This is a genomic window from Flammeovirga sp. EKP202 (assembly GCF_014534745.1).
Classification (GTDB): Bacteria; Bacteroidota; Bacteroidia; order Cytophagales; family Flammeovirgaceae; genus Flammeovirga.
This window is the reverse complement of record NZ_JACVVP010000035.1, coordinates 19,848-33,336: the sequence shown is the minus strand read 5'-3', so window position 1 is coordinate 33,336 and position 13,489 is coordinate 19,848. Positions and strand designations below refer to the sequence as shown.

Below are 13,489 nucleotides of genomic sequence, written 5' to 3'. Positions count from 1 at the left end.
AAAGCACTCTTTTTCAGAATGCTTTTTGTGAAATCTTTATTTTTTTAGTTTCAACTTTGTAAAGACTGGGAAGTGATCCGAAACTTGACCAAATTCTGATAGTACTTTCCAATCTATGAGCTCAAAATGCTTTTTAGAAAAGAAGACAAAATCCAGTTGTTCAATGGCTGTATCTGTAGGATAAGTGAGTGTCCCTTCTTTTAATAAATCTTCTTTAGAACACATTGCTCCAATTCTTTCATCATTATAAAACTCCAAAACTCCTCTTTCCTTATATGTAGGATCACTGTTAAAGTCTCCCACCATAATCACTGGCATTTTTTCTTCTACCCTCAAAAACCAATCTTTTAGGAAACTGATATGCAATTCTCTTGTAGGCACATCAAAAGCTTCTGTATGCACATTGAATACCATCACATCTTGCCCTCCAATGTTTACCAAAACTCTTTCAGCTAGACGATCCAAATACATTGAAGAATAATAATAAGGGTGGCTTCTTACTCTCGATAATTCTACTCTTTCATGCTCCTTAATCTTATAATCAGACAAAATAGCCTGACCACTCAACATTTTCCCAAAATGAACTGAAGGTGGGAAATAAGGAAATGGCACATACGTCTTATCCCAGTTAATCGTCATTCCACCGTTTTGGTATCCCAACTCCTTTCCTATCACCTCAAACTGATTTACATAATAAGACCTTTTCCCTCCATAATCTATTTCTTGCAATGCCAGTATACTCGGTCTGTAGGCCTTTAAATCTTTCAATATTTTATCCATATTCCCTTGATAAAATTCCTCTGTTGGCCTTACAGATGTATTGTTTGTCATGCCCGACAAATAACCAATATTGTAAGAGATAATACTGATAGTGGAATCATCTTCCACTGCTTTAGAGTTCTCAAATTGAACTACCTTTGCATAATCGGATTTCTCAAGGTTTGGAGATTTAGCCCAAAAGAAGAAAACTACTGATGCAACTATTAGAAATAAGAAGAAATAGAGCACTTTTAGTAAAATTTGTTTCATTGTTGTATTGTAAATAATGCACTTGTGAAAATACTTTTATAATAGAATGACCTCCACGAAGTGCTTAAAAAATGTATTACCTACTAAACTCAGATAAATTTTGATGCCAATTTTAGTGGTTCTTTTACTTAAATTACAATCAAAATTCACCTGTATTACATTTTTATATAAATAATCTTTACTTTTTTGAGTAGAATTTCAAATATTTGTAATTATTAAGAGATGTGTGTTCTATCCTAAACTTAATACTTACATTTCTCAATTTTATTTCAATAAATTTTATAATCAAATCTAACTGAAATAAATTTTAATTAGTTTTACATACCGTATAATATAAATACTTTTTAAAACATTTTTTGAATGACGTCTACTGTTAAAGTAATTTTTGTTTGTCTTGGTAATATTTGTCGTTCTCCATTGGCTGACGGTTTAATGCACCATAAAATAGCAGAGAGAAAATTAGATCGCTTTTTTGAAATTGATTCAGCAGGTACATATGCTGGTCATGCGGGAGAAAGAGCGGATTCGCGTATGCGATCAACAGCTCAGAAGCATGGTGTAGAATTAGCCTCTATTGCTCGACAATTTTTAGCAGAAGATTTAGATCACTTTGACTACGTCATTGTAATGGATGACAGTAATTATACAAATGTTACTCGACTAGCAACTGATGATGTGCAATTATCCAAAGTTTCAAAACTAAGGTCTTTCGACAATCAAACTTCGAATAAAGATGTGGATGACCCTTATTATGGAGGTATTTCAGGATTTGAAAATTGCTATCAAGTAGTATCAGAAAGTGTCGACAATTTCATAGATCATCTGATTCAAACCCACAACATTCCAACTCCTTAACAAGATAATGGGAACACTCAAAAAAATATATACAACCGTCTTTATCACCTTCCTCTTTTTCACTGTACTTGGATCATCTACAAAGGTGGTTGCCCAAAGTAAAAAAACTTATGTGGTGGTAATAGACCCCGGACACGGCGGTAAAGACCCAGGAAAACCTAGAGGTTCTAGTGCCTATATGCATGAGAAAGAACTCAACCTTAGAATCGCTAAAAAGGTAGGTTTACTGATGAGACAATATATGCCCAACATTCAGGTATATTATACTCGTACAAGTGATAAATACATCAGCTTAGAAGACAGAGTTGATTTTGCAGAAGTGGCACAAGCGGATTACTTCTTGAGTATTCATAGCAATTCTAATCCAAACAAGTGGATTGTAGGTGCTAAAGCTCATGTTGACACGGATCAAGATCAAGTAAGTGTAGCACTTGCTAAGGTTTTATTGAATAGTATCGAAAAGAAAACTTTAATTCAGTCTCGAGGACTGATGAATAAGCAAGATAGAGGTTACAATTTGTATGTCTTAAAAAATACAAGTATGCCTTCTGTATTGATTGAATGTGGTTTCCTATCAAACCCTTATGAAAGAAGGTACATTAACTCTGAAAAAGGTCAGAAGGAGATTGCTAATGCGATTTTCCAAGGATTCCAAAGTTTCCATCAACAATCTGATGTACCTCAAGGCGATAATTACAGCATTCAAATTTTAGCCACTAATAAGAAAGTCTCAAACACTAATCCTCATTTCCAGAAGTTATTAAGCCAAGGACATTTGATCAAGGAACATGAGATTATTAGAGACAATAAAAAGATCTATAAATATACTGTAGGTAATGTACCAACAACTGAAACCGCTCAATCTTTAAAACTAAGAATCAGAAGCTTAGGCTTCAGTGATGCTTTTGTGGTGAAAATGCCTTAAAACATAGATTCCCCCAATAGAAAGACTCATTATAATGATTGATATGATCTATCATTGTAATGAGTTTTTTTTATTATTTTTAAAATTGATTAATGAATTAAACTATTAAAGCAAAATGAAATTCAACTATTGTTTATTATTAAGTTTACTAATTGGGACCCTTTCATGTGAACCTCCTCAAGAAACAAAAAGTAATACTGTAACAGATGTAATCAAAGCTTCACCTACATCAAATGAAATTAAGGAAGGTCTACATGTCTTCAATTATGACAATTCAAAGCAAAAGCGAGCAGAAATCAATTACACAAAAGGAGTAAAAAATGGTGTAGCAAAAACCTATTACAAGTCTGGTAAATTAAAGCAAGAAGTCAATTATGTAATGGGAAAGAAAGACGGTGTAAGTAAAATGTATCATACCAACGGGAATATTTATAAAGAAGCTTTTTATGAAAATAATGAAGTCAAACAACGTAAATATTACTATCAAGATGGCACATTAAAATCTATAGCGAAATACATAAATGAGAAACCTACCAATGAATTAAAAGAATATTATAAATCCGGGAAACTGAAGACTAAATATCCTAAGATATTGGTAAAAGAGAATGATGATACAGCTTTATATGACAAGGTTGTTTTGGAAATCACTCTTTCAGAAAAAAGAAAAAATGTTCGTTTTTATGTTGCTGAAGATCACAATATAAATGTCAAAACCATTGACATTGCCAAATACAATCTTCACACTGTCAACATGTTTGATAAAAGAGGTGTAGTAGAAATCACAATTCCAAAAGGGTATGGTGTTATGAAGAGAATTCCAATCATTGCTGAATACACAACGATAGGTGGACGAAAAAAAATTGACAAAACAATATATAACCTATCTGTTTCTCACATCTAAGAAAAAGTAAAAAAATACTCCCACCTCATATTTTTGAAGTGGGAGTATTTTTTATAAATAACTTAATCTTGTTTTTAAAATATAAGAATTAGGAAAATAGGAAAGTCCTTTCTGAAATGCTTTCCTCGCCTTAGTAATTTGATTCCGCTTGAAATAATACATTCCAAACTGTTCATACAAAGCCTCTACACTTCTTTGATCAATTTGATAATGCTCTTCGGGATTATATTTCCACTCAAATTCTTTAAGATTAGCCTCTGCCTCTGGTATTTCATTGTTTAGGATCATAGAATGTGCATTCTCCAAATAAGATGCTACTAGCACTGTTTGAAGTTTTGTATTTTCTTTTAAAACTGGATATAACTCCATTTTTTTAGTCAAATAATTTATTCTTCCACTTACATCCACTCTATATTTTTTCTGGCAATGATTTAACATCGACACCGTTACAAGTTTCATTATTTCATTGTTCTTAGGCTTTAATTCATGTGCCTTCATCCCTTTTCTTACAGCATTACCAAAATCTTCATTATCATAATAGTATCTTGCCAAAGCATCATAATGATTGTATTGAATAGTATGTAAAATCACGCTATCCTCAATAGTCGCAAAAATTTCATAAGTATCTTTATACGTTTCTAAGTCATTGTTATTCACTAATAGCTCGTTGATAAATGAGAGGTGTTCCAATGAAAAGTTGTTGTCTTCAAGTTCCTTATTATACCCTTTAAAACGAACTAATTTCACAACACCCTCTGCATATTCTATAGAAAAAGGTTTTGAAGTAACAAGCAATTGCGCATTGAGGCTTACAATCACTTCTTTAAAAATTTCATTACTTTTAATATAATCTGCTTTTTTCATCTGCTCTAAAGCATCTTTGAAATATTCATCAATTATATAAGCATACCCCTCATTGGCATACAACCAAGAAATTAATTCCTTGAAATTAATATTCTTATCATTAAAGAAATACTCGTTGAAAACTTCATTTACACCTTTTAATTTCACCTCAGATTCAGTAACCAACTTATCTTTTATCAAAGCATCGATGATATTTGACTTCATTTTCATATTCATTGTGATCAGTTTTGTATCACTAGGAGTTGTTGATTCCATCACAATACTTTCCTGTTCTGGATATGCAATCAAATAAACATGATTTGGTTTTTCTTTGATCTGATAAGGAATTTCAAAATGATCTAACACCATGGCATATATAGCTGTAGCAGTGGCACAATTATACTCCCCATCTGTAAAAATTTTGTAGAAAGGAATCACTTCAACGTATTTCTTGAAAAAAGCTTTATGTACTTCATTATAAATGATTTGAATCTGTTTTTTAGGCTTCTTGCTTGCAACCTTCAAACCTTCCAAATAAGCGTACAGACTTTGTAGTTTCTTATCGACCTTCGCATATAATTCAGGATTAGAATTCTCTCCCATTTCAACTAGTAAAGGCAGAAATTGAGTGGAGTCATTAATATAATTTTCAAACGCTTGTTTCTCTCTTTCGGTTAAAAATGATAACTCCTCTAAAGTATAAATTGGTGTTTGAGCAGTTGAAAAAAGTGAGACAAAAAGAAGTCCCATGATAAAAAAAGTAAATCTCATTGTGAGTAGTATTGAAATGATACTAATTGTTTGCTTGAACAAAAATACTAAATATACACTTGATTTAATACTATAACGCTTATAAAAGCAACCTACTTTAGATGATGTATTAAGGGATCTTAGTCAATATTGACAATGTTTCCATATTTGAATTCTATTACACCACTTTCATAGAATGTTTAAAGTGTTAATTTGCTTTTCATTTTCTGTTTGGATAGTTACTCAGCATAATAAGATATTTTTAAGTATCGACGACAATTTTTTCCAACATCAACCCTAACCAAATACAACTCTCTTATTATCAGCGACTAAATAATTTAAAAAAACTAATTACTACTGCATACACTTAATTATCATTAAAAGTTTTTTGGTTATTTTTTTTGCAGATAAAAAATATTAAACATATAATTGCGTAGAATTAAACTTAAAAAGTTATTGTCAAAATGGTTTTAAAACAACAGACATATACCCTATATGTAATGGAGGATCTTTCCTTTGATCCATCTCAGTTGTTGGCATTTTCGTAATTCTGTACCCTAATAACTACCATATGATTATTGGTAGTATTTTTCCTTAATTTTTCTTACACCAAAATACTTGCGGTTAATTTCCGAGGGAAGTGTTGTGACTGTATACCTATAGTTTTCTATTCGTACTCTTACCACATACATACTATCTCCTATATGGATTATTAATCATAAATGGTGACATATATAACACACATACCACATATTTTACATACAAACATTTTATGGAAACTATTAAGTTACTAACAGTTCGTTCTGAAATTGCTGCAGGAACAAGAGGCGCAGGAATGGGAATTGACGCATTGATTGTTGCTAGTTTAGATCAAAAATCAACTTTCTTTAAGGAACATAAAGTACAGAACATTGACGATGTCAATAATATTTTATTCAACAACAACAATTACCCTAATGCTAAACACATTGACGGCGTGCATACTATGTTGAATAGAGTGAGCAATCACACTTATGATACATTGAAAGCGGGTGAAACTCCAGTTGTTTTAGCAGGAGATCACTCTACGGCTGCAGGAACGATTTCTGGTATAAAAAAAGCATTTCCTCACCAGAAATTGGGCGTCATTTGGATTGATGCTCACGCAGACTTCCACTCTCCTTACACTACTCCTTCGGGAAATATGCACGGCATGCCATTAGCAATGGTTTCAGGTATTGACAATAAAGAAAATGCAGTCAATAACCCCTCTGAGGAAACTGTAGCGTATTGGGAAGACATCAAAAAAGTTGGAACTACTTCATCCAAAATTGATCCCTCTGACGTGGTTTTTATTGGTGTTAGAGATACAGAAGGTCCTGAAAATGAAATTATGAAAAAACATAACATCCGCAATATCACAGTGGATGAAGTGAGAGCAATGGGAACTCAAGCAGCTGCTGAATTAGCGCTTAACAAATTGACAGATTGTGATATGATTTACATTTCATTTGATGTAGACAGCATGGACCCATCTATCAGCAGAGGCACTGGCACACCTGTTGAACATGGTCTTACAGTCGAAGAAGCAAAAGAATTAAATACAATTCTAGTTAGCAACGAGAAAGTGGTTTGTTGGGAAATGGTAGAGGTAAACCCTACATTAGACCGTGACAATATTATGGCAAATAATGCTTTCAAAATTCTTAATGAAACCGTTGAAGCGATTAAAAAGAAATCGTTATTAATGGTCAGTTAACGAAATAAAAAACAAGAAAACAGGCATTCATCATTTAAAGGTGAATGCCTGTTTTATTTTAAAAATTCAATGTACTATTCTCTATAAATCACAACAACAATCTTAAAGGCTATAACACTCAACACTTACCTTTAATTAAGTAATACCAATTATCTTGGCGCAATTTTTAAAAAGTATACTGTAACATCCAACTACTTAAAGCTCAAGAATGACTAAAAATGTATCTATTGATTTCTTAAACAAAAATCAATTAAACGATCTCTATGATTTTGTTTATAAACAATATGTAGAATCTGGTTTAGCAAACAAAGACAGCAAGAAAAAAATACAAAATGCTATTCGAATTGACCAATTAGATAACACATGCATATTTGTTGCAAAGTATAATGAACAAATTGTTGGTACTGTTTCCGTCACTTACGATCAAAATGATACTAATTCTCCGCTACCTAATGAACCTTTATTTCCAAATGAGTTTTCGAAAATTCATAAAGCTGGATCACCTGTTTGTAACGGGTGGCGCGTAGCTATTGACAGAAACTTTTCCAGTGGGTTTCTACTTTATAAGAGCTTGATCCTAAAAGTTGTTCAACACGCTTTAAATAAAGGTCATAAAAATACATATATCGTCACTACTTCATCTCAATCTAGAGTTTATAAGAAGATGTTCGACGTGAAGATTATTTCAAATAAAATGGTATCAGGTGTAGTTTTTTATGGCAATGACACTCCACTAAGTTTGATGGAAATTGATCTAAAAAAAATGGAAGAATATTTAACCAAAAAGTAATTCTAATGAAAAATGTTGAAAAAATTATTGAACTAAAATGTAAAGAAGCTACAACTCTTCTAAATCAACTACCATGGTCTGACAAGAAATATTATGGTAATGTAATGGCCCAAGTCTATTACTATGTACAATACTCCACCCGCCTATTGGCCTATGCCGGGGTAAAAACACCTTTTGAACAAAATGACTTTTTTGACAGATTAACTGATCATATAGGCGAAGAAAGTCATCATGAGATTTTAGCTTTGAATGATTTGAAAAACCTGGGTTTCAACTTAAGTGACTTCCCAGAATTAAATGAAACTAAAGAAATTTATGAATCCCCTTTTGCTAAAGTATTTTTAAAAGGAAGTTACACAATCATGGGATGGGTACTAGGCTTAGAATTCCTTGCAGTAACTACAGGTAAGGTATTATATAATATGCTTAAAGACACATATAACGACAATCAACTATCATTCTTGAAAGTTCATGTTCTAGAAGATGAACACCACACAAAAGATGCTTTAAAAATTCTAGAGGTATTTAGTGAAGAACAAATTAATGAAATTGCTCAAATCGTTGACCAATCTATTGATGCGTATCTTAATATGATTAAGAGCTGTGTAAAACAAGAAGAATTAGTCGATTAGAGAAAGAGTATCTCAAGGTGTTTTATCACATTACAAACGCCTCATGCTGATCACTCCTTACTTTGGGTGACCACATGATATAGCAAAGTGAATCAATCACCCCATAAAAAACTCCCTTCTGTTCGGTAGTATTACTAACAGAAGGGAGCTATTATTTTTGAGGTTAGTTTTTCTTAATCCTCAATACAAATGTCGATCTCATTATCCAAACCGTTCCATGTCAGAAGTTCGGACATCCCTATTTCAATAGATTCCTGTACATCCTCCTCAGTTTTAGCTATGATTGTATAGCAGGCAGGATTGGAAATAATAGAAGCTCCATAAGCTTTTACATGTTCGTAAAATAAAATATAACTACTATCTGTTTCTTCATATCTACCAGAAGTATTCAATGTGATATAATCAACTGAATTGATTACAGGATCAAGATCTACACCTCCAAATGTTTCCATATGAACAACGAAAGACCCATTTGAGTAAAAAACCATTTCTCCATATTCCTCAATACCCTCTGTATTGATATAATTAGAATACTTTTTGTTTACTGAGGGATCTACATCTTTATCACAAGACATAAATCCAATGAGAAATGTACAAATGATTAAAGTAAGAAAGTTAAGTTTGCTTCTTTTCATTATTAAAAATTTAATTAAACAATAGATTGGCTTATGGCTAGGACAACTACAATTCAAGAGTCGACAAAAAAATAGTATATTTTATCAATAAAAAAACCTATTCATAACAACTCATGAATAGGTTTTTTCTATTTTGAAAAGAAGTGCATTATGCTTTAGCCCCTTTGTACATTTCAAACTTTGCTAATCGACATTCAATAGAGCCATTATACAGTTGGATTTTCTTACTTGGTCTTAATCCTACATATTTTAATGCTTTCATATTACCACTAAAAATCCAAGCATCATAACCACTAAAGTCTTGCTTTAGCTTGTCACCCATTTTTTTATAAAGCTCTTCAATATCTTTGCCGATACGCTCACCGTAAGGAGGGTTACAAACAATGATACCATTTTCACCAATTGGTTTACGATCAAAGAAACTGTTTTTAGAAATTCGAAGATCTTCGTCTAAACCAGAACGTTCCGCATTGGCATATGAAATATCAATGGCTGCTCTATCAATATCAGAACCAACAATTGGCACCTCAATTTCTTTTCTATTTCTTTTGGCCTCTCTGAAGATTTGATTGAATAATCTTCGATCATAATCCTTCCAATTCATGAAGGCAAACTTTCTTTTCAAACCTGGAGGAGTGTTGCTGGCAATCATAGCCGCCTCTACCAACAAAGTACCAGAACCACACATTGGATCCAAGAAAGGTCTATCACCTTTCCACCCTGTCAGCATAATCAACCCTGCCGCCAATACTTCATTCAATGGTGCTTGACGTTGCTCAGATCGATAACCTCTTCGGTGTAATGACTCTCCAGAACTATCTAAAGATAAAATACATTCTCTTTGCGAAACATGGATATGCACCAACACATCAGGAGACTGCACATTGACATTTGGTCTTCTTCTAAATACTTCAGAGAAATGATCGGCAATTGCATCTTTTACTTTTAAAGCGACATACTTAGAGTGTGTGAATGTATCTGACCAAACCGTGCTGTCAATGGCAAAAGTACCATCAACATCTATGTATTTTGCCCAATTGACCTTTTTCGTTTTCTCATAAAGATCCTCTTCATTTCTTGCTCTAAAGTTTTTGATAGGAAGTAAGATTTTCAAAGCGGTTCTTACATGTAAGTTAGCCTTATAAAGGATCTCTTTATCTCCCTCAAAAGTCACTGCTCTGTTTACCGCTTTTACGTTTCTTGCTCCAATTGCAAGAAGTTCTTCTTTTAATAATTCTTCCAAGCCAAAAAAGGTCTTGGCTGTCATCTTGAAATCTTGATCTGCCAATGTGGTATCTTTTATTATTTTTTTGCAAATGTACATAGAAAATTATGGAATCATTCAACTCACATACATTCATTGACAATGGAAGGTAATTTTTGATGCACAAAAAAGGTCAACTCTAATCATATTAAAGTTGACCTCCTCTCTATTATTTATATAAAACTATGCGTTGATTTTCTTCTTTGCCAGTTTCAAAATACTTTCTACTTGTTGCTCAATGGTCAAAGCAGATGTATCTACAACAATAGCATCATCGGCTTTTTTCAAAGGACTCTCTTTTCTAGTTGAATCCAAATTATCTCTGTTTCGGATATCTGCTTCTACATCTTCAAGGTTGGTGGCCACACCTTTGGCTTCCATTTCCCTCAATCGGCGCTTTGCTCTTACTGTCACATCAGCGGTCATGAATACTTTCAACTCTGCCTCAGGGAAAACAACGGTACCAATATCTCTACCATCCATGACGATGCCTTTCTCCTCTCCCATTTTTTGCTGTTCTGCTACGTTGAATACACGAACAGCTTTGATACTTGCAACATCACTCACCCTACTTGTAATGTCCATATTACGGATAAATGGCTCAACATTGACACCATTAACATGGATTTCACCAATTCCTCTTTCAGGGTTGAATACAAACTTCAACGAAATTGCCTCTAAAGCTTTATCCACTTCTGTTGAGTCAGAAAAGTCAACATCGTTTGAAAGAAAATGATACGTTACGGCTCTGTACATAGCCCCTGTATCAATAAATATATAATCTAAAGCTTTTGCAACTGCTTTAGCGGTAGTACTTTTTCCACAACCTGCATGCCCATCCAAGGCGATTATGATTTTCTTCATTTCTTAAGATCTTCATTCATTGCTACCTCACTGAGGTAGTCTACAATAATTGCTTTACCCTATAAAACGTAAAGCATACGAATATAAAAAGAAAACCCTATGTATTCTAAAAACACATAGGGTTTTTGGTATTTTAAACTAACGGATACTACTTCTTTTTGAAAAGACTTTTCAGTAGCACGCCATAATAATCTGTATCAAATAATTTAGCATCGTTCTTCGCTTGGAAAGTAAAGAACATACCCATTACAAATAAGAAGATATTGGACAACCAAGCACCTAATACTGGATCAATCACAAGCTCTTTTGCCATTTTCTCACCAGTAATTGTAATGATATAATACACTACAAAGAAGAATACAGAAACCAAAACCGGTACACCTAAGCCACCTTTCTTGATAATTGCTCCTAATGGTGCACCTATAAGGAACATCATCAAAATAGCAATTGCTGTAGATATTTTCTTCTGTACATCTAAAGTATAACGCACTTCTTCTCTCATCTGATTCTTATTTCTAGAAGCATTTGATTTTAATACGTTATAGAAACTTGAAGCACTATTATAAGCTGAAGAATAAATTCTTAATTGATTCTCTGTTTTTTCAGGGTCAAACTTCTTAGTTGTTACCTTCTCTGTATCATGTTCTTTTTTATTTGAAGTATAGCGGTAGTAGAATTGAGTATTACCATTTTTCACTAACATATTGCTATAGTTCACCATGGCTAAATTTAATGAATCTTGCTCTTCCAATAATTGAGTACGATTTTTCATTAAATTATGCCCCATGAAAAGATCTTCTTTTGTTTCATTCATAGCATATGATGCCATGCTGAAATAAAATATTGAAGAATCAAATTCAGAGTGAACATATTGAACATCAGACTTACTCTTTTTATCCTCTACTTCACTATAAGCATTACCTTCAAATAAAGTAAGCATCATAAAAGTATCATCATTGATCAATTGCATCTTACCATGGTTGGCCAAGATTACTTCTTTGTTACCTCTATGACCCTCATGCTTGTAAATGATTACATCATGAATACCTTCACCGTCTTCGTCTTTTTTAGCCACTTTGATACTATAACCATCTAATCCATCATAGAAAGCACCTTCTTTTAGATTGATTGTTGGTTTAGTTTGCTTGATATCATAAAGTAAACTGTACGCTTTCAAGTTGGCGTGGGGTACCACTGTATCGTTATAGACCAATTGAACTAAAACTACAACTACTGTAAATAGAAAAACTGGACGTAAAATTCTTAATAGAGAAATACCTGCACCTTTGATGGCTGTTAATTCAGAGTGTTGACCTAAACTACCATAAGTCATCAGTGTAGCAAGTAATACAGCTAATGGAAGGGCTACTGGTACTAAAGCTAGTGCAAACCAGAAAAACAATTCCATATAAACATCATATCCTAAGTCTTTTCCTAAGAAATATACAAACTTGGAGATCATGTATTGAGACCAAAAAATAAATAGTACAATTGACGATGTTAACGCAAATGGACCTATGTATGCTTTTAATAATAGCTTATCTAGCTTCTTCATACTTTATAGTGTGATTTTACTATACCCACAAATAATTTTTCATGAGTAACGCAAATCTAAAAAACTGCTTTTTATTTTAAATACACTTTTTGGATGTAAAGCAAGTTTTTTAAAACTTTAACAACCTTTTAGAATTAATTTATGGGAGTTTAATCCATATATTCTTCCACCGCAGATTCTATGGCAGACATTTTACTTGGAGAATATTTTCCATATGTAATATGTAATATTTTTCCTTCAGGAGATAAAATGTAGAAATACGGATCTTCTTTATCTCCTAATTTTAATTTCTTTTTATGTTGTTTTACCTCTCCCATTACAATCGCAATATTAGGTTGTAATTTCTTATCAATTTTCTTCTTCATTGAACCCTTGATTGACTTTTCTGCAGTCTTGGCAATACCTCTCGCTAAAGCCACAAAATACATATTTACATCATAAGAAGTTGAACCAAAAAGATCCGATTTGGGAGGATTGATAAATGTATCGTAAATGGGCTGCATCCACGTCTCCAAATTGGCTTGCGACTTCTTTGAATATGATACGCCTATTAATGTTACTTTTCCTTTTGCGATCGAAGGTAATGTAATGGTCTTATCTGTCAACGTTTCAGCTTCCATTGTTGGAAATTGCTGCCCCTTTTGAGCAAAAGTTGAAAGGACAAACAATAAGAATACACCAGTTAGTGTCAATACTTTTTTCATTGTT

Annotated in this window: 13 protein-coding genes; 6 read left to right on the top strand and 7 right to left on the bottom strand. The window is 32.9% G+C overall.

The features are described 5' to 3' along the window. Positions 1 to 36: 36 nt before the first annotated feature. Positions 37 to 1,029, bottom strand: coding sequence for an endonuclease/exonuclease/phosphatase family protein (locus tag IC221_RS19575; RefSeq protein ID WP_188170581.1), 993 nt, complete (start codon positions 1,027 to 1,029; stop codon positions 37 to 39). A 360-nt stretch (positions 1,030 to 1,389) separates the two neighbouring features. On the opposite strand from IC221_RS19575, the gene IC221_RS19570 reads away from it, so the two are divergent. The 3 genes from IC221_RS19570 to IC221_RS19560 all read left to right on the top strand — a co-directional run bounded on the left by IC221_RS19570 (position 1,390) and on the right by IC221_RS19560 (position 3,710). Next, positions 1,390 to 1,884, top strand: coding sequence for a low molecular weight protein-tyrosine-phosphatase (locus IC221_RS19570; protein WP_188170580.1), 495 nt, complete (start codon positions 1,390 to 1,392; stop codon positions 1,882 to 1,884). Between the two features lie 7 nt (positions 1,885 to 1,891). Next, on the top strand, positions 1,892 to 2,809 hold the full coding sequence (locus IC221_RS19565) for an N-acetylmuramoyl-L-alanine amidase (protein ID WP_188170579.1): 918 nt from the start codon (positions 1,892 to 1,894) through the stop codon (positions 2,807 to 2,809). A 115-nt stretch (positions 2,810 to 2,924) separates the two neighbouring features. Continuing rightward, positions 2,925 to 3,710, top strand: coding sequence for a toxin-antitoxin system YwqK family antitoxin (locus IC221_RS19560; RefSeq protein ID WP_188170578.1), 786 nt, complete (start codon positions 2,925 to 2,927; stop codon positions 3,708 to 3,710). 51 nt (positions 3,711 to 3,761) lie between these two features. Here the strand turns inward: IC221_RS19560 and IC221_RS19555 are convergent, their stop codons facing one another. After that, positions 3,762 to 5,324 (bottom strand): hypothetical protein, encoded by a 1,563-nt coding sequence (locus tag IC221_RS19555; RefSeq protein ID WP_188170577.1) that lies wholly within the window; start codon positions 5,322 to 5,324, stop codon positions 3,762 to 3,764. A gap of 751 nt (positions 5,325 to 6,075) precedes the next feature. On the opposite strand from IC221_RS19555, the gene rocF reads away from it, so the two are divergent. The 3 genes from rocF to IC221_RS19540 all read left to right on the top strand — a co-directional run bounded on the left by rocF (position 6,076) and on the right by IC221_RS19540 (position 8,463). Beyond that, entirely contained in the window at positions 6,076 to 7,041 is a 966-nt protein-coding gene (gene rocF, locus IC221_RS19550; RefSeq protein WP_188170576.1) for an arginase, read from the top strand. A gap of 208 nt (positions 7,042 to 7,249) precedes the next feature. Beyond that, complete coding sequence (locus tag IC221_RS19545; protein ID WP_188170575.1) at positions 7,250 to 7,831, top strand: hypothetical protein; 582 nt, start codon at positions 7,250 to 7,252, stop codon at positions 7,829 to 7,831. Positions 7,832 to 7,836: 5 nt separating this feature from the next. Further along, positions 7,837 to 8,463, top strand: a complete 627-nt coding sequence (locus IC221_RS19540; protein WP_188170574.1) for an iron-containing redox enzyme family protein — start codon at positions 7,837 to 7,839, stop codon at positions 8,461 to 8,463. A gap of 173 nt (positions 8,464 to 8,636) precedes the next feature. On the opposite strand, the gene IC221_RS19535 is transcribed toward IC221_RS19540, so the two are convergent. From IC221_RS19535 to IC221_RS19515, 5 genes are all read right to left on the bottom strand, one after another. Beyond that, positions 8,637 to 9,098, bottom strand: a complete 462-nt coding sequence (locus tag IC221_RS19535; RefSeq protein WP_188170573.1) for a hypothetical protein — start codon at positions 9,096 to 9,098, stop codon at positions 8,637 to 8,639. A gap of 148 nt (positions 9,099 to 9,246) precedes the next feature. Continuing rightward, positions 9,247 to 10,386: a class I SAM-dependent RNA methyltransferase gene (locus IC221_RS19530; protein ID WP_223241438.1), complete on the bottom strand. Its 1,140-nt coding sequence runs from the start codon at positions 10,384 to 10,386 to the stop codon at positions 9,247 to 9,249. Positions 10,387 to 10,545: 159 nt separating this feature from the next. Beyond that, positions 10,546 to 11,226, bottom strand: a complete 681-nt coding sequence (cmk, locus tag IC221_RS19525) for a (d)CMP kinase (RefSeq protein WP_188170571.1) — start codon at positions 11,224 to 11,226, stop codon at positions 10,546 to 10,548. A 148-nt stretch (positions 11,227 to 11,374) separates the two neighbouring features. Continuing rightward, positions 11,375 to 12,781, bottom strand: a complete 1,407-nt coding sequence (locus tag IC221_RS19520; protein WP_188170570.1) for an LptF/LptG family permease — start codon at positions 12,779 to 12,781, stop codon at positions 11,375 to 11,377. 149 nt (positions 12,782 to 12,930) lie between these two features. Next, positions 12,931 to 13,485: a hypothetical protein gene (locus IC221_RS19515; RefSeq protein WP_188170569.1), complete on the bottom strand. Its 555-nt coding sequence runs from the start codon at positions 13,483 to 13,485 to the stop codon at positions 12,931 to 12,933. Positions 13,486 to 13,489: the final 4 nt, after the last annotated feature.

Coding starts and splice junctions, on each gene's coding strand:
- IC221_RS19575 (WP_188170581.1), bottom strand. CDS start 1,029: ATGAAACAAATTTTACTAAAAGTGCTCTATTTCTTCTTATTTCTAATA.
- IC221_RS19570 (WP_188170580.1), top strand. CDS start 1,390: ATGACGTCTACTGTTAAAGTAATTTTTGTTTGTCTTGGTAATATTTGT.
- IC221_RS19565 (WP_188170579.1), top strand. CDS start 1,892: ATGGGAACACTCAAAAAAATATATACAACCGTCTTTATCACCTTCCTC.
- IC221_RS19560 (WP_188170578.1), top strand. CDS start 2,925: ATGAAATTCAACTATTGTTTATTATTAAGTTTACTAATTGGGACCCTT.
- IC221_RS19555 (WP_188170577.1), bottom strand. CDS start 5,324: ATGAGATTTACTTTTTTTATCATGGGACTTCTTTTTGTCTCACTTTTT.
- rocF (WP_188170576.1), top strand. CDS start 6,076: ATGGAAACTATTAAGTTACTAACAGTTCGTTCTGAAATTGCTGCAGGA.
- IC221_RS19545 (WP_188170575.1), top strand. CDS start 7,250: ATGACTAAAAATGTATCTATTGATTTCTTAAACAAAAATCAATTAAAC.
- IC221_RS19540 (WP_188170574.1), top strand. CDS start 7,837: ATGAAAAATGTTGAAAAAATTATTGAACTAAAATGTAAAGAAGCTACA.
- IC221_RS19535 (WP_188170573.1), bottom strand. CDS start 9,098: ATGAAAAGAAGCAAACTTAACTTTCTTACTTTAATCATTTGTACATTT.
- cmk (WP_188170571.1), bottom strand. CDS start 11,226: ATGAAGAAAATCATAATCGCCTTGGATGGGCATGCAGGTTGTGGAAAA.
- IC221_RS19520 (WP_188170570.1), bottom strand. CDS start 12,781: ATGAAGAAGCTAGATAAGCTATTATTAAAAGCATACATAGGTCCATTT.
- IC221_RS19515 (WP_188170569.1), bottom strand. CDS start 13,485: ATGAAAAAAGTATTGACACTAACTGGTGTATTCTTATTGTTTGTCCTT.